The organism is Sorangium sp. So ce726 (assembly GCF_051521405.1).
Classification (GTDB): domain Bacteria; phylum Myxococcota_A; class Polyangia; order Polyangiales; family Polyangiaceae; genus Sorangium.
The window spans coordinates 2,948,557-2,965,381 of record NZ_CP150349.1; the positions used below are offsets into that span (position 1 = coordinate 2,948,557).

Below are 16,825 nucleotides of genomic sequence, written 5' to 3' on the forward strand. Positions count from 1 at the left end.
TCAGGGCCGGAGGCCGAGCAGCTCGAACGCGCCCAGCAGCGCCGAGCGCGCCCACGACCCCCGGCCGCCCGACGTGCGCCGCGAGGCAGGCAGATCCCAGAGCCGCTCGAAGTGCGCCGCGAACGCGGCCACGAAGGCCGGATCGCGGGTCTCGAGGTCGGTCTCGAGCCACGCGCGCGAGAACGAGTTGGGCGTGAAGTTGGCCTGGCCGCCGACGAGCATCGGCCGAGCGCCCAGCCGCGCCGCGGTCTTGAGGTGCATCATCGCCCCGCCGCGCGAGTCATGCACGCGCAGCGCGAAGCGGTCGGGCCATCGCGCCTCGGCCTCGATCGCGCGGGTGATCCCGTGGTGGTTGACCAGGCTGCGGATGAGCCAGGCGGCCGCGGGCGGCAGCGGGAGCGCGTCGATGGAGTCGATCAGCACGCGCACCCGGGCGCCGCGCGCCGCCGCGCGCTCGAGCGCCTCGAGCACCGGCAGGTCCGAGAGGTACGTGGTCGCGACGAGGAGCTCGTCGCCGGCCGCCGCGCCGTCGAACAGGTCCGCGAGGCGCGCGCGGATCGCCTCGTGCTCGACGAGCGCGCACGTCTCGTCGCCCGCGGCGGTGAGCGCGCCGGGCGGGGGGAGGGGGACGCGCAGGCCGCCGGCGTACCCCGGCACCGGCGCGAGCGTGGGCGTCGGGGAGGCGCCCTCCGTCCCGGGATCGTCGGGCCCGCGCGCGGCGCGCGCGGCGTCGGACACGAGCGCGTGGAGCGCGGCGCGGCCCTCGTCGCCGATCGCCTGCGGGAGGGTGAGCGCCTCGTCGATCGCCGCCACCGCGACACGCCAGAGCCGGCGGGCCACGGCGCCCGTGAGCCAGAACAGGTTCTCGTGCCAGTCGAACGCCGCGTCGATGAAGTTGTGCGACGTGATCGCGCCGGCGCGCCCGCCGTCGATCACCAGGTTCTTCCGGTGATCCTCGACGTTGTGCAGCACCTGCCAGCGGTTCTGGTGCTCGACCCAGTCCTCGATCGGCACGCGCACGCGCGCGTGGTCGAGGTGGAAGTTCATCCGGGGCAGGAGCCGGCGGCGCCGGTCGAACCGCGCGCCGAACAGGCAAGCGTTCAGCACGAGGACGCCCGCGTCCGCAAGGCGCCTCCGCACCAGCGCGCCGCGGCGGCGCGTCAGGGCGGGGTTCGCGGGCGTGTTGCTGTCCAGGATCACCACGACGGTCACGTCGGGCCGCGCGCGCTTCTTCGCGATCAGCCAGTCGGCGACCGTGTCGGCGTAGGGGAACGCGCCCGGGCGCGGCAGCAGCGTTGTCTGGTCGCCGTTTGCCGCGAAGAGGTACATCTGGAGGACGACGCTCCGCTCGGCGGCCTCGATGAGGTCGCGGCACGCGGAGAGGATGCCGTGGCTGTCGCCGATGTACGCGAGCCCGGAGCTCACGCGGGATCCGTGCGCAGCGCGTGGCGCAGCGCCCAGCAGAGGGGCCGCGCCCCCGCGAGCCCGCGGCCCTCCAGCTTGCGCGTGAAGCTCTCGGTGCCCCAGCGATCGGACTGCGTCGGGGCGCGCGCGCCGAGCCGCCGCCGCTGCGCCGCGTCGAGGCCCAGCTCGCTCCCGGCCGAGGCCACCAGGCGGCGCCAGGCGCCGCCGACCACGCCGTCGACGTACACAAGGAAGGGCAGCGCGAGGGCCGTCTGGATCGCGGCGAGCCAGCGCGGACAGCGCTCGTTCAGGTGCAGGAGCACACGCTCGTCGATGGCGACGTGCGGCGCCTCCTCGCGCGCGTGCAGGGCCATGATCTCGGCGACGAGCGCCGCGCTCTGATCGGGCCGGGCCTCGATCGCCCGTGGCACGAAGAGCGTGATCTCCTCGAAGTACCACGCGAGCAGGAAGAACGTGCCGGCCGGGGCGAGGCGCAGCGCCGCGTCGTCGCCGCGGCCCCAGCGCAGGAAGCGCGGCGGGGCCGCGTCGGTCGGATAGAGATCCGGCCGGAGCCTGTGCAGGAGCCGGCGGAACATCTCCGCGTGCGTGCGCTCCTCGGCGAGGAAGCGGGCGACGAGGGGCGCGGACAGGTACGGCGCGCGGTGGGCCGACCGCTCGAGGTACCGGATGACGTAGCCCTCGAAGTGGATGAACAGCTCGCACGTGAAGCACGCGAACAGCCGGTTGATCGCGACGCGCTGGCGCTCGGTGAGCCCGAGGCCCGCGACGTCCATGTAGTGCGCCTCGGGGATCACCAGCGCTTCGGGCGGGATCGGGCGCGTCCAGTCGATGCGGTCCCAGCGCCGGCGCACCGCCGCGTGGAGCCGATCCTCGCCCGCGGCGGCCGCTCCGTCGTGGGGCGGCGTGCGGGGGCTGCCTTCGTGGCCGGGGAGCGCGGGATCGGTGGAGAGCTGGAGGCTCACGATGGGACCATCCTCTCGGTCGACGCGACCGCGCGTTCGTCTGCGGCCGCGGGCGCTGGGCCGGCCGCGGGCGCTGGCGGTGACCACGTGGGCAGCTCGCACAGCCCTCCGCCGAGGAAGAGGTGGTGCCACAGCTGCGTGGTGACCACGGCGGTGTAGCTCCCATCGGCGACGATCCGCCGCGGGGCGAGCGCGGGCAGGATCCGCTGGAAGCGCTGCTCGCGAGCGACCTTCGCGGGCGAGAAGTAGCCCGTCTTTCGCAGCGACTCGGGGCTCACGAGCTGCGCGATCCAGCGGGGCTGGGGCCCGAGCGCGCAGAGCGCGTGGGCCTTGAACATCCCCTTGGGCGGGTCGGCGACGTCGCGCGGGAGCACCCGCCGCGCCACCTCGCGCAGGAGCCACTTCTCCCGCAGCCCGCGGAGCTTGTACAGGGGCGAGAGGCCGCTAGCGAGGTCGACGAAGGACTCGTCGAGGAAGGGGTAGCGGTGCTCCACGCCCGAGCGCATCGCCGCGCGGTCGCCCTTGCCCACCAGGAGGTGTCCGGCCAGCATCAGCTTGTACTCCACGTAGAGCGACCGATTCAGCGGATCCCAGCGGCGCATCCGCGCTGGCGCGATGTCGAGCTCGGAGAACGGATCGTGGCCCGCGACGCGATCGCCCATCGTATCCGAATAGAACAGCCAGCGCGCGCGGGAGAGCGGCTCGTACAGGTCCAGCAGGCTCGGGCGAACGTCGCCGAAGTGCTCCTGGAACGTGGGCGCGGGTGTGCCGGGCGCCGCGAGCTCGGCCAGCGTTGTGCGGATCGCGCGCGGCAGGGCTGGGTGGACGCGGGCGAGGCGCTCCATGGCGCGGTGGGTCTTGTGCCAGACGTAGCCGCCCATCGCCTCGTCCGCGCCCTCGCCCGTGAGCACGACCTTGAACCCCCGGCGCGCGGCGCGCTCCGCCAGGAGCAGCACGCACCCGTCGGCCGTGTCCATCACGGGGCCCTCGGCGGCCTCCACCACGCGCGGGAGGGCCTCGAGGATCTCCGCCGGCGAGGGCACCAGGGTCTCGAGCCGCGCGCCCAGGCGCGCCGCGCTGCGGGTCGCGCGGCCTCGCTCGTCGGGCCCGGCGCCGTCGAAGCCGACGGTGAACGAGGCGATGGGCGCGTCGCCGCGGGCCTCCCGGGTGAGGCCGAGCACCAGCGTCGAGTCGAGCCCGCCGCTCAGGTACGTCGCCACCGGGCCGTCGGAGACGAGGCGGCGCTGTACGGCGTCGCGCAGGCAGGCGCGCGTCTCCTCGATCAGCGCATCGAGCGAGGCGACGCGCCGCTCCTCGCCCTGGGCCGGGAAATCCAGGTCCCAGTAGCGCCGCTGCTCCACCGCGCCGCCCTGAACGCGGAGGTAGTGCCCGGGCCAGATCGAGCGCACGCCGCGGAAGCACGTCCGCTGCGTGCCCGCGGCGAACAGCGAGAAGACGTGGTCGATCCCTGCCGGATCGGCCTCGGGGCGCACGAGCCCGCTCGCCAGGATCGCCTTGATCTCCGAGGCCCAGAGGAGCCAGCCGTCGGCCATCGCGTAGTGGAGCGGGCAGATCCCGATCCGGTCGCGGCCGAGCAGCAGCGTGCGCGCCTCGCGATCCCAGAGCGCCACGGCGAACTGCCCGCGCGCGCGGGAGAAGGCGCCCTCGCCCGCGTCGAGGTAGAGCCCGGGCCACAGCTCGGTGTCGCACCGCGTGCGCAGCGTGTGCCCGCGCGCGGCGAGCTCGCGGCGCAGCTCGGCGTGGTTGAACAGCTCGCCGTTGTACGAAGCCCACACGCGGCCGCCCGCGTCGGCCATCGGCTGGCGGCCGCCCGCGACGTCGACGATGGCGAGGCGCCGCGTGGCCATGGCGATCCCTGGCGCTGAAAAGGAGGCGCCGTCGTCCGGGCCGCGGTGCCGCACGCTCGCCGCCATGCGGTCGAGGCGCGCCGGATCGAACGTGCGTTGCCCGGCGAGATCCAGCGCTCCGACGATGCCGCACATGATCGAGCGCTACCTCCCCGTGTCCCCGAGCAGATGTCGCCGGAGCCAGCGCCAGCCGATCCGTGGGCCGAGGCGCACCGCGACGGCGCGCACGAGCGGCCGGCTCGCGCGCGCGTAGGCGGCGTATCCGCGCCAGATCCGCAGCGCTGCGCGCTCGATCGCGAGCGGATCGCCGGGCGCCGCGCAGGCGTCCATGAACCGGGTGATGGCCTCGATCGACCACGCGGTGTGGCCCGACGCGGCGTTGTCGATGGTGTTGTGCAGGTCGAAGAAGTACGGGTCGATCCGGTGGCGCCGCAGGATCGCGGCGGCCATCGCGTACCCGCGCCCGATGCCGGCCATCTCGATCGCCAGGTTGAGGCCGAGCAGCTCGGGCAAGAGCTCCGTGGATCGCTGCGCGAACGCGAGCCAGAGCACGGGCATCGAGAACGCCTGCGGGAGGAAGTCGGGCCGTTCGATGAACGCGCGCGCGTCGCACGGCGGCAGCGTCACACCCTGCTCCGCGAGCGCCCTGCGCAGCACGTTGCCGTGGTGCTGGGCGGGCACGCCCGCCCCGAGCTCGTCGCGGTAGATCCGGAGCAAGAGCGCCGCGACCGGTGTGTGGAACGCGCCGGGGGCCGTCGCGCCCTGGAGCCACGCGCCGTCGATCACGGCCGCCGGCGCGAGCTGGGTGAGCAGCCAGACGGCCTCGTCGCGCGTGATCTCGCGCGCGATGCCCGCGTCGCCGGTGGGCTGCGTGTGGTCGCGCGCGGGGTGTGGGGCCGAATGCGGTCCTGCCGTGGAGTGCGCGTGGGCGTGCCCTTCCTCGAAGATCTGCTCGCGCAGCCGCGCGTCGACCCAGCGCGAGAGCCCCGCGGCGGACCAGGGCCAGCGCCCATCCGCGGCGAGCCGGGCGGGGGACGCCTCGCCGTGCACCTCTTGGAGCACCCCTTCGACGTGCGCCTGTGCGAGCTCGCCCGCTTCGCGGTCCGCGTCCCCTGGACCGCGGGCGCAGAGCAGCCGGTGGTACAGCTCTGGCAGGGGGAGCTCTGCGCGCGGCTGTGCGCGAGGGGTGGATCCTCCTCGGCGATTCCCGTCGATCGAGGGCCCCTCGTGATCGACGCGCGGCGAGCCCTCACGCTCCTCCGCGCTGTGCGTCGCGCGGGCGGAGGCCGGAGGCTCCGGCGCCTCGATCAGCGCGCGGATCCAGGCGCGCATCACGTCGACCTCTGCGTCGGTGAACACGCCGAACATCGGCCCGCCGAACTGCACCGAGCGCGTGACGAGCGGGCTCTCGTCGGGCCTCCCCGGAACGATCCACGGTGAGCGCGCGAGGCGCAGGAGGATGCGGCGCGCATCGAGCCGCGCCGGATCGAGCGCGTCGTCGAGCGCCTGTCCGTCGATCCGGACGCGGCCGTGAAATCCGAACGCGTGGCGCGCCTTCGCCTCGACGAGCGCCAGCATCGCCTCCCACGCGGACGGCGCCGCGGCGGGACGGAGCGACGCGAGCCACGCGCGTCGCGCGGCCCAGAGCGACCAGGCACCGCGCCACACGCGCGACCAGTCCGGCGCTCCGCTCGCGGCGTGCGCCTCGAGGCACCGCCGCGCGAGCTCGCGGGCCCGGCGAGCGGTCTCCGCGCCCTCCGCGTGCTCGGCGAAATACAGGCCGTCGCAGCGCGCGCGTGCAGCGGCCCGGCGCACCGCGGCGGGTGGGCCCAGCACCGTGGCCGCCGCGTGGTGGCCCAGCGCCTCGGGCAACCTCGCGGCCCCGCGGTGCGCGGCGCGGAGCCCCGGGATCGCGAGCGCGAAATCCGCGTCGGCGAGGCCGGCGGAGCGCTCGAATGCGGGGCTCGCGAGATCGGGCAGCGCGAGCCCCGCGGCGGCCAGCGCGGCGCCGTACAGGGCGCCGTGGTGCCGCGCGGGGTCGCCCTCGCCGCACTCTAGATAGAACGCGTCGAGGCAGGCCGCGCCGAGCGCGCCGTCCGCGTGGCGCACGCGCACCGCCGCAGCGAGCCAGCACCCGTCGAGCAGCGCGGTCGGCGCATAGCCGAGCAGGACCCGCGCGGGGTCGACGCCTTCGGAGCTGGGCGCGCCGCATCGCTCGTCCTCGTCGCGGAGCGCGGTCAGGGCCGCAAAGAACGCGTCGAGGCTGCCGGGGGCTGAGGCTTCCGGCGCGGGCTCGTCCGCGAGATCCTCCGGGGCCGGCGAGCCGGCCCGCAGCCTGCGGTAGATTGCGCGCGGCGACGCGTCCGAGGCGTGCGACCGATGGCTCGCTGCGCGGTCCGATGCCGGAGTATGAAGGGCGTTCATACGACCGGACGACGCAGGCTGCCGGCGCCTACCCGCATCCGATCGACGTTATGCGGGCGCGTGACCGGCGTCCACACAGGGCACGGATCTCACGCGAGATGCTGCAGGAGCCCTGCGAGCCCCAGCGCCACCAGCGCCCACCCAAGGCCGCGCACCAGGTGCCCGTGCCATGCGCCGAGCCGCTCGCGGTAGCGCGCCAGCAAGCGCCCGAGCGTTGCGAACCAGCTCACCACGCCCACGGCTGCGCCCACCGCGAGCGCTACCGCGTGGCCCGGCGCGACCGCGGGCGCGAGGGCAGGGTACGCGCGGAGCACGGCGCACGACGCGATCCACGACGCCAGAAAAGACGGATTGAAGGCGACAAGGACGAACCCGGTCAGGAGCGCCGATGTCGCTCGCCCCGAGGAGGGAGCCTCCGAGACGCGCCGAGGCGCGAGCGCCAGGGCGAGGCCCATCCCCACGACGAGCGCCGCGCCGCCTGTTCGCAGGGCGCGATCGATCGCGGGGTGCGCCTCGAGGACCCACCCGAGCCCGCGCGCCGCGGCGAGCGCCCAGAGCCCTTCCGCGAAGGCTCCTCCGATGGCGAGCAGCAAGACGCGCCGGGGCTGTCCCGCGAGCGCCGCGGCCACGAGCAGGACGGCCAGCGGCCCCGCCGCCGGGATCGATCCGAGATAACCGAGCAGGAACCCCACGACGAGCGCGAGCGCCATGGTTCATCCGACGCGAGGTGTGCGGCGGTGAGCTGCAAAGGATCGCCCGCGGCGCGCCGCGGGGGACGGGCGCGGGGGCGAGACGCGGTCGTCAGGCGGTTTCAACCCGGTCGTCGCCTTAGCGCAGCGCCAGCGTGAACGCGAGCCCGAGGCTCACGCGCAGATCATGGACCGCCTGCACATTCAGGGCGGGCGGCAGCAGCCGGTACTCGCCCTCGAGCACCGCAGCGATGGGTTGATCGTCGATTGCGGCCAGGATCCTCTCGACGTGCGCGGCTGAGCGCACCAGGACACGCCATCGCTCTTCGCTCGTCCAGTGTGGGACGACGTCGCCTCGACCATCGAAGACCGTCAGCCCGTCGCCGCTCTGGAGGCGCAGCCGCAGCGAGCCCGCGGTCATGGGGGCGATCCGGTGGACCACCCTGGGCTCACCGAGCGTGCGGCGCGCGGGCGCGGCTTGGGGAGCGGGGGACTCGGCGTAAGCGTCGATGTCGTAACGGACCCCGAGCCCGATCTCGAAGCTGCGGCCCGCCTCGCCCGTGCGCCACGGATCGAGGATCGCCGTGGCGCGCGCCACGCCGACCCGGACCAGCGGCGCCGGCGATCCATCGCCCTGGCGCTGCGGGATCGAGGGGATGCTCACCCGGCCCACCTCGGCTTCCACGCCGATGTCGAAGGGGAAGGGGACCGCGATCGGCGGCGACATCGGCAAGACCACCCGCGGCGATTCGTCGTGCCGCAAGAACGATGCGCCGTACAGCGCCGCGTCGAGCGCGGGCACGCCGTCGAGCGCCTGCCCCATCGGAGACACCCGGCCGGCGAGGACGCGGTGATCCGACTGCCAGATCACGCGGCCAGGCCCGGAGCCCGTCACGCTGCGTGTGCGGTAGGACAGGCCCGCGTCGATCTCGGGCTCGATCTCGATCGCCCCGCCCGCGCCCCGGTGCAGCGCGGACGCGACGCCGAGCCACACCCGGCTCGCCGGGTCGAATCGCACGCGGAAGCGCCGCCCCTCCTCGGAAACAGCGGTATCGCCGCCGCCCGCGCGCTCGCTCTCCTCGCGCGCCGGCTCGGCGCGGCCGGCGCGCGGGGAGAGCGCCGCGGCCGCCGCCATGACGAGCAGCGCGGCGAGGCGGCGCCGAGCCGTCACGGGTCCTCGAAGACGGGCATCGGCTCAAACACCCGTGGCGGAGCCCAGAACGACACCCGCAGGCCCGCGGCGGCCTTGACCTCCACGTCGCGAATGTCGCTGTCGAGGTCGTTGCGGCTCACCCCCATCGCGGCGAGCCGCAGCGAGATGGGCTGATCGTTGATCGCGAGGAGGATGCCCTCGTAGGCGATCGTGGCCTCGATTCGGTTCATCACCTCTCCCCTCCCGCTCCCGGCCGCGATGCTCGGGCGCCGGTAGGTGAACGCGGTCGAGAGCGCGTGGAGGCCGCCCTCGCCGAGGCTGAAGCGCGATTTGAGGGCGCTCGTCGGGCCGACGTACAGAGCGCCGGTGTCCAGGCCGTCGTCGATCTCCGATCGATGCTCCCAGTACTCCCCCAGATCAGCGCCGGCCTCGAGCCGGATGTGGCTGTACATGTCGTTCGACTGCCACGGATTCCACGCGAGATGGACCTCGCCGAACTCCACGTCGAGCGTGTCGCGGCGCGCGGGAGGGCGGTCGTTCACCGACACCACCCGGAAGCCCCAGCCGATCCGCGGCGAGATCGGATAAAGCCGCGGCTTGCCCACGAAGGTGCTGAGCCAGTGGGCCGGCCGCCGGTGCAGGTGCTGGTAATCGTAGCTGAGGAGCACCCCGGAGAGCTCGAGATCGTCGAACGTGGCTGTCCCCTCGAGGATGCGCAGGTCATGGCGGGCGCGGGAGCGCGTCGAGAGCACGCTCACGTGGATGCCGGCCTCGGCCCTCCCGCGGCCCAGGGGGAAGCTCGCGGGCACGGGGAGCCCGTTGTTGCCATGGAACGTGGGCAGCCAGGACGCGCCCAGGTAAAGCCGGTTCAGGAGATCGAACTTGACCTGGAATGCCTTGCCGTCGGCCGAGCGCGCGTAGCCCGGCGGCGCCTCGGGGATCGCGGCGACGAGGCGGGCGCCGCGCGCGGTCAGGGCCCGGTAAGCCGAGGCGTCTTCAACCACGTTGCACGGCTGCACCTTGTCGAGCGCGCCGCCGTCGTAGGCCAGGTGATCGGGCGCGACGAGGCAGCGCTCGCCTTCCGGGCCTGGCTCGCATTGAACGCGCACCGCGCCGCCGTCTGGCGACCGGATGCAGCGAACCGGCTTGTCCCAGGAGAGCTGCGGCGGCTCGCCGGGGCGAGCAGGCGCGGACCAGAGCATCGCCGCCGACAGGGGGGCGAGCAACGCGTGAATTCGAGGCAGACGCTGTCTCAAAGCACCCTCACGAGGCAAAGGAGCTCCACGGCGGCAAAGCCGCCCGCGCTGTACGCGAGCGATTCACCAGGCGCTTCGCGGGCGCCGGCGGCGATAAAGCACGCGTCGTGCCCTGCGACACGGTGTCGGAGCGCGCGCCGCGCATGCCGAAAATTCCGAGAATTTAGAATGTACCGACTTCTTCGCGAGGGCGAGGTGCGAAGCGGTCAGCGCGGCGACCGCTGCATGGGGAGCAATGCATTACCCACGCGCGCAGGGTTCTTCACAGCAGGCTGCGGGCGCTTCGCCATCGGCGGTTGCGGTTCGCGTCGTTCGGGTCGAGCCACCGGCGTCGAGGGACCGGCGACGTGGTAGTTGCCGCGCAGGTTCCAGTGGAACCTCTGATTCTCCGAGGTGTATCCGCAGTGGAACGCCCGGTTGTAGACGAGGTTGTTACTCCATTCCGTCAGCGGATCGCCCACCTCGGACCCGAAGCGAGGGTTGCGGGTGCGAGTCGACGTTCTAGCCGGCCTCCGCCTACGAGATCCACCGGAGCGCCTCGGGCAGGACGTCGGCGACGGCGGCGAGCGCGTCCTCCCCGCCGATGCGCGCGATGAGGGGCGCGAGCTGTTCCACGCCGCCCCAGCGGCTCAGGGTCGCGACGAGCGTGACCTGCTCGGCTGCGTCCCCGAGGCTCACGGAGAACAGCTTCGCTGCGTCCGCCAGTGACATCCAGGGTGCGCAGCGCACCACGCTCTCCAGCCCGTCGGTATCTCGATCGTCGTGGTAGGCAGCGACGGCACGCGCGGCGAGCGCGGGGCGCGACGGCTCCGGACCAGCGCGGCAGAGCGCCGCGAGGGCCATGATGCGCGCGGCCTCGGAGCCATCTCCGCCTGCTCGTTCAGCGATTTCGACCGCAGCATCGAGGCCGAGCACCTGGATGGCTTCGGCTGGGTGTTCGCGGACGAGCTTCGCGGCGACCCATGCGGGATCGAGCGCAGCCACCGCCTTGCGCGCTGCTTGCACGAGGGAGCGGCCGCCCTCGGTCGCCGCCGCGCAGAGCAGCGGGCGAGCGCCGTGAACGCCGCCGCCACAGAGCTGTCGGATGACGTCGAGCGCGCGCTCCGTGGCGCCGAGCTCGGCGAAGCGCACAGCCACGGCGCTGGGGAGAGGGGAGGCCTCCTCCAGTAGCCTGGAAAGCTCGGCGAGCCCGAGGTACGGAAGCAGCGCCGCGGTGCACGCGTCGGTGTCGTGCCTCTCGGCGTCCTCGTCGTAGTCGACGAAGAACGCATCGAGCGACATCGAGACCGCGAGGACTCGCTCCTCGTTGGGAAGTACTCGCAAAAGCGGCGCCAGCGCGTTCGCTCGCGATGTCGGTGGAAGAGGCAGCGCCGCGCGAAAGAGGGCGAGCGCCTGGTCCTGGTCGAGCCCCGCCGCTGCGGCGAGGCGCGCGAGCGCGTGCCCTGGCTTCGCGCTCGACAGCGCGCGCTCGATGGCTTGCTGGACGAGGGCTTCGGCTTCGGATGGCGGCAGGATGTTGGCGGCAGTGAGCCACGCATCCAAGTAGATGTCGGGCCCTTTCTCTGCGCGCCACGTGGCCGAGACTGCCCACCGCGCGCACATCGCTGCCTCATCGCCCGATGCCGCGCGCGCCGCAGTGAGCAATGCAGACGCGTCTTCCCATCCATCACCGCACCAGGACGCGCCGTTTCGCCGCACCACGCCCACCGCGCGCCCCGTGATACGCTCGCGGATCGGCGGAGGCGCGTGCGCCGCGAGCCCGAAGAGCGCGACGGAGAGCGCTCGCTGTGTGTCGTTCCACGCCTCGTGGTCGGGCTGGTCCGCTCCAGGGGGCCACGCGTGATGCAGGGTTGCGAGCGCGCCCTGCGCGATCGCGAGCCTCACGACGCTGGTCACCGCTTCGGGCGGGAGCGTCAGTGCGCCCGACGCGTGAAGCTGCGCTGCCATCGAGCGTCGCGCGCGCACAAGCTCCGTACGGCGCGCCGCGAGATCTTCTCGTGAGCGCGGCCAGGCCCACCGCGGATCGCAGAGCGGGAGGAGATCGGCGTCCCGCGCGCCAAATCCGACGAGGTGGTCGCCGGCGTAACGGCGGAGATAGGTGGCCGCGCCGAGCTCAGGTGAGCGGATGTTCTCCCAGGCGCCGACGAACGCTCGGGCAGCTTCTGCGAACCGCCGCGCGGCGAGCGCGGCTTGCTCCGGTCTCGCTGCCACCCACGCGGCGCGCAACGCTTCGTGATGAAAGCGGAGCCGGTGATCCTCCGTGCGCCATTGGAGCACCGAGCCGATGATGTCGCCGTGCGCGTCGAGCCATCTGGCTACCTCGTCTGACTGTATGTCGAGGAGCGACGCAAGTTCGGCGATGTCGAGCGGTGCGAACGCGCACGCGACCAGGGATACGGGCATCGCCAGCCGCTCGGCGCCGCGGTCGCCGAGCGACGTCGCCGCCGTGTCTACATAGGCGCTTGGACCTGGCCCATCGATCGCCGCCCAGGCGAGTTGGTCGCGGAGAGGCGGGTCGATCTCGTCCATGCGGAACCCGTCGACCAAGACATACGCCACGCTCTCGGGGTGGAAACCGCACCGTTCTGCCCACCGCTCAGCGACGTCTCGCGCGCCAGAGACGGCCACCACGACACGGGCGGCTGGCCCCAATTCGCCAAGCACCGAGCAGCGGGCGTCATCCGGCCAGTCCACGCAAGCGTCGGGGGAGATGAGACCTATCAGGAGCTGCGGCTGGCCGTCGTCGCCATCCCAGTTCATGATCCGATTTCTGAGGCTCGATCGAACGCCGAAGTGAAATTCGTCAAACCCTGTTCCTTCGGGCCAGGGGCCGGCCGAGAGCCGCGCGAGCGCCTCTTCCTCGAAGGCGGCGTCAAACACGCGTCCGGCGTGCACGAGGAGCTTCAACGTCCCAGGATCCGTGATCGAGCCAAAGAAGCGCTCAACGATCGTGCTCTTTCCCGCGCCGGGTGGGCCGTGGACGACGCACGCCGCTGGACGCCCTGCCTCGTGCCAGGAACGGAGAGCGCTCAGCGCTCTGGACTGGCCTTCTCCCAAGAACCGTCCCACCATCGGGCTCTCCTCAGCATGAGAAAGATGCATCGTCATCTTCGTCTGTACTTGCCGAATTTGCCGCGCTTCCCCTCCTCGCCGACGACCGCATGGCTGATCTCGAGGTTTGCGAACATTTGTTGGCAGAGGTCGCAGGGGTTGACGCGATTGCCCCCTTTTGTTTGAAACGTTTCGATCGCTATGTTGGGGTTGTCGAATTTCGCTTTGAGCCGGCGGTTCACTTCTGCTTCGTTTTCCTCAGGGGTCATCGGTGTGAACGGGCTCTTCCTGCTTCCCTTCTTTTTCGCCGCGTTCTGCTCGCTTTCGACCTCGGCTTTGATGTCGTTCTTCATGCGCTGGAGCGCCTGGGTCTCTGCGCACGAGTTCTTGTGGTAGTCGTGCGGGATCTGTCCGCCCGCCTCAGGTCGTTTGTGCCTTGCTTCGTCGATGTTGTACCCCTCATACAGCACGGTCGCCGGCCGCGTGCTGTTGTCGACGATGCGCGTATAGACGAGCCCCCACGGGTCCCCGTAGTCGAACGGGTTGTTCCTGGCGTAGGCGAACGCGTTGAGTCCGCCGAGCGGTCCCGCCGGATCCGGCGAGATGTACCGGCCGAGCGCGGGGTCGTAGTACCTGTAGCGGTTGTAGTGGAGCCCCGTTTCCGCGTCGGCGTACTGTCCCAGGAACCGCAGCGGCGTCGCCGCCTGCGCCCCCTCCCGCATCGCGGCTGCTCCCCACGCCGTCCTTGCGATTTCGGCCAGGATCTGGCCGTCTCCGTCGACGAGCCGCTCCGGGAAACCCGCCAGATCGTTCACGTAGTAGACCCACGCCCCCTCGTGGACCTCGCCGCCGCGCCGCACGATCTCCCGGTGCGCCCACGGCTCGCCGTCCGGACCGAAGTTGTAGCGCCGCTCGAAGCTCACCGCGTCGGTCTTGACGGTCTCGTGCAGCAGCGTGTTTCCGTGCCAGTAGAAGCGTGTGCGCCGGAGCAGCGCCCAGCGACCGTCGACCGCTCTCCGGTACACCTCCTTCTTGAGCCGCCGCGCGAACGCGTCGTAGGTGGACTTGACCACGCTCCCGTCGGGCAGGATCACCTCGGACAGCGTGCCCGCCTCCGCCCACCTGTAGGATGTGACGCGCTCGCCCGCGCTGGTCTGGGTGCGCCGTTCGACGAGCCTTCCGAACTCATCCCAAAGAAGCGCCGTCGCGTCCGCGCGTAGGAGCACGTCGCCGCCGCGGTATTCCCGGCCCGCGCCCGTCCCGTTCGCGTCGTGCAGGTTGCCCGCAGGGTCGTACGCGAAGAGCTCGCCGCGCGCGCCCTCCGGAACCGCGGCGACGAGCTGTCCGAGCGCGTCGTGCTGATAGCGGGTCAATCCGAAGCGCGCGTCCCACAGGGCTGTGAGCTCAGACGACCCGTTGTACTCCATGCGCTGATGGATGGTCGCCCCGGCCTCGGGCGCGCCCAACCACGTGGGCTCCCCTGGGCGCGCGCGCTGCTCCAACGCCGGCGACGTCACGCATCGCTCGGCGAGCCTGCCCGCGAGATCGTAGCGCAGCAGCACACGCCCGCCGCGCGAGAGCGCGCGCTCGATCTCGCGCCCTGCGAGGTCGAGCCGCACCGCCATCTCCTCGGCTCCGTCGAGCCGCACCGTGAAGCGACGCCCCGCGTAGTCCCGCCGCCATTCCGCGCTGTGGCCGAACGACGTCCGTAGGCGCACCGGGAGGCCGATGGCGTCGTTCTCGACGTGGACCTCGAACCCCTCGCCGTCGACGATCTGCCGCTCCTTGACGATCGCGCCCGTGGCGTCGCGCACGAACTCCACCCTCCCGGACGCATTCTCGGCGGCCAGCACGTCGTCACGGAAGTCGTACTCGAACGTCTCCTCGCTGCCGTCGGCTCGCGTCCGCTTCACGATTCGCCCGAGGAGGTCGCGCTCGAGGAACACCTCGTGACCGTTCGCGAACGAGACGCGTACCACGCGGCCCGCTAGGTCGTGGTCGTAGCGGATCTCGCGCCCATCGAACGTGCGCTCGCCCAGCTTTAGGCCGGTCGGCCCTAGCTCGAACGCATACGCCTCTCCGTGCGCGTTGACGATGCGGACGAGCCGGTCCTTGCGGTCGTACCGCAGCCGGACGGTGCTCCCGCCGGGCAGCCGCGCCTCGGCGAGCGAGCCGGTGCCTCCCCGCACGAGGACCGTCTGTCGCCCACTGGGATCGACCTCCTCGATCATGTTGCCCAGACCATCGTGCTTGAACCGCCATATGCGCCCGTCAGGCTCTTCCACGGAGAGAAGCAGCCCCTTTTCGCTGTACCGGTAGCGGGTGACCGCGCCGTCCTTATCGCGCACCGACATGCATCGGCTGAGCTCGTCGTATGTCGCCTGCCAGAGCGCCACGCCGCGCTCGTCCGAGGCCTCAACGGCGTTGCCGTGGTCGTCGTACCGATAGCGCCGCTCCCGCCCGTTTGGCGCGAACGTCTCGATGGGCAACCCGCGCTTGTCGTAGCGCACCTCGAACAGCGCGCCCGTCGGTTCCTTGATGAGCAGTGCGTCTTTCAGGTACTCGACGACCGTCTCGCCGCCGTCCGGATCGAGGATCCGGGTGATGTCCCCGTTCGGCAAGCGCTCGATGCACGTCACCTGCCCGAGCGCGTCGACGACACGCGTCTCGTTGCCGAACAGATCGCGTTCCCAGCGCGTGGTCGCGCCCATCGCGTCCGTGTACGAGGTCAGGTGGCCGCGCGCATCGTAGGTCCGGGCGAAGACGCGCCCGTTCGCTACCGCCTTGTCGGCCTTGCCGTGCTCGTTGCCGACGTACCGGAATGTGCACGCGGCGTCGGCGACCTCGCTGTAGCCGTGAGGGCCATACTCGACCTTGACGTGGTGGATGCCCTTGGCCCTGGTGCGCCGGTCGGCGAGGAACTCGGGCAGGTCGTCCGCGAGGCAGGGGTCGATGCCGCTCTCATGCTCGCCCCACGACTCGACGCCGCGGCCCTCGTCATCGTAGCGGAACAAGAAGACCTGGCCAGTCGGCAAGCGATAAGAGACGAGGCGATGGTCGTCATCGTACACGTATGCCGTCGCGTGCCCGTCTGCGTCGGTCACTTTGGCGAGGTTTCCTGCTGGATCGTGTTCGTACGTCGCGAAGCGAACGACGCGCCCGGAGGCGCACACGACCTCGAGCGCCGCCATCCGCCCCTCGCGGGTCGTCAGGACACGGATCGTCCGGCCTACGCAGTCCACGATGCGCGACAGCGATGCCCCGCTGTAGTGGAGCTGGATCCGGTTCCGGGCGCGGTCCTCGACCGCCGTGAGGCGGAGGCGCCGGCGCGTCGGCTCGCCCAGGTCCGGCTCGAAGATCCGCCGCGTGCCGTCGGGCATGTCGAGCGCGAACCCCTCCTCGTGCCGGTGGAGCACCCATCCGTGCGGCCCCATCACGCCCGTATCCCGCTCGACGACGCCGAAGGGTACGTCGAGTCCGTCCTCCGTCCAGACTTTGGCGCTCCCGCCGCGGCTCAGCTCCACCTCCCACGCGAACGTGTGCGTCCAGCCGTGCCCTAGGCCGATGTCCCGTTCGCGGCTCGTCGTGGAGTAGGAGCGCGCGATCTCGAGCGGCAGCGGCCCGCGCAGGTCGAGGTCCACGACGGGCGCGGTGAACACGCGGCCGGTGATCACGTCGATGGGGTCGCCGTGCGACGCCGCGCCGCTGTTCTTGCCGCCGTGGTGCTGCGGGCATCCGCCGCCATCCTTCCCTGGCGAGCCGCAGGCGCTCTTGCCGCCACCACCAGCATCCCTGCCTCCGCCGCTGCCGTCGGAGCCTTGGCCGTTCTTCGACCCCTTGCCGCCGCCCGACCCGCTCCCGCCTCCGTTGCCCCCTCCGCCCATCACGAAAATGCCGGGGTTCATGCCGGGAATCGCGGGGATGTTGGGTACGGGAGCGGTTCGCGCCAAGGGAGCACCTCTGGTAAGGAACTCGGAGCAGGCCCGAGCTCCTCCGA

9 protein-coding genes are annotated in these 16,825 nt (G+C 72.1%); all 9 read right to left on the reverse strand.

Features of this window, described 5'->3' with window-relative positions; genetic code table 11:
• The 9 genes from WME79_RS11265 to WME79_RS11305 all read right to left on the reverse strand — a co-directional run bounded on the left by WME79_RS11265 (window position 1) and on the right by WME79_RS11305 (window position 16,733).
• On the reverse strand, window positions 1-1,425 hold the full coding sequence (locus WME79_RS11265; RefSeq protein ID WP_437534758.1) for a phospholipase D-like domain-containing protein: 1,425 nt from the start codon (window positions 1,423-1,425) through the stop codon (window positions 1-3).
• Complete coding sequence (locus WME79_RS11270; RefSeq protein ID WP_437534759.1) at window positions 1,422-2,387, reverse strand: diiron oxygenase; 966 nt, start codon at window positions 2,385-2,387, stop codon at window positions 1,422-1,424. Before WME79_RS11270 ends, WME79_RS11265 begins: the two co-directional genes overlap by 4 nt.
• The gene (gene asnB / locus WME79_RS11275) at window positions 2,384-4,390 is read right to left on the reverse strand and encodes an asparagine synthase (glutamine-hydrolyzing) (RefSeq protein WP_437534760.1); all 2,007 of its coding nucleotides are present in this window, start codon (window positions 4,388-4,390) and stop codon (window positions 2,384-2,386) included. Before asnB ends, WME79_RS11270 begins: the two co-directional genes overlap by 4 nt.
• Before the next feature lie 9 nt (window positions 4,391-4,399).
• Window positions 4,400-6,679: an iron-containing redox enzyme family protein gene (locus WME79_RS11280; RefSeq protein WP_437534761.1), complete on the reverse strand. Its 2,280-nt coding sequence runs from the start codon at window positions 6,677-6,679 to the stop codon at window positions 4,400-4,402.
• An 89-nt stretch (window positions 6,680-6,768) separates the two neighbouring features.
• Window positions 6,769-7,389, reverse strand: coding sequence for a LysE family transporter (locus WME79_RS11285; protein ID WP_437534763.1), 621 nt, complete (start codon window positions 7,387-7,389; stop codon window positions 6,769-6,771).
• 118 nt (window positions 7,390-7,507) lie between these two features.
• Complete coding sequence (locus tag WME79_RS11290; RefSeq protein ID WP_437534764.1) at window positions 7,508-8,539, reverse strand: hypothetical protein; 1,032 nt, start codon at window positions 8,537-8,539, stop codon at window positions 7,508-7,510.
• On the reverse strand, window positions 8,536-9,747 hold the full coding sequence (locus WME79_RS11295) for a hypothetical protein (RefSeq protein ID WP_437534765.1): 1,212 nt from the start codon (window positions 9,745-9,747) through the stop codon (window positions 8,536-8,538). The genes WME79_RS11290 and WME79_RS11295 overlap by 4 nt, the downstream gene beginning before the upstream one ends.
• Window positions 9,748-10,293: 546 nt before the next feature.
• Window positions 10,294-12,684: a hypothetical protein gene (locus tag WME79_RS11300; RefSeq protein ID WP_437534766.1), complete on the reverse strand. Its 2,391-nt coding sequence runs from the start codon at window positions 12,682-12,684 to the stop codon at window positions 10,294-10,296.
• Between the two features lie 197 nt (window positions 12,685-12,881).
• Window positions 12,882-16,733, reverse strand: coding sequence for an RHS repeat-associated core domain-containing protein (locus WME79_RS11305; protein ID WP_437534767.1), 3,852 nt, complete (start codon window positions 16,731-16,733; stop codon window positions 12,882-12,884).
• Window positions 16,734-16,825 lie beyond the last annotated feature (92 nt).

What these genes read in the sequence shown, in the direction of transcription:
- asnB (WP_437534760.1), bottom strand. Translation starts at nt 4,390, where the DNA reads ATGTGCGGCATCGTCGGAGCGCTGGATCTCGCCGGGCAACGCACGTTC.
- WME79_RS11280 (WP_437534761.1), bottom strand. Translation starts at nt 6,679, where the DNA reads ATGAACGCCCTTCATACTCCGGCATCGGACCGCGCAGCGAGCCATCGG.
- WME79_RS11285 (WP_437534763.1), bottom strand. Translation starts at nt 7,389, where the DNA reads ATGGCGCTCGCGCTCGTCGTGGGGTTCCTGCTCGGTTATCTCGGATCG.
- WME79_RS11305 (WP_437534767.1), bottom strand. Translation starts at nt 16,733, where the DNA reads ATGAACCCCGGCATTTTCGTGATGGGCGGAGGGGGCAACGGAGGCGGG.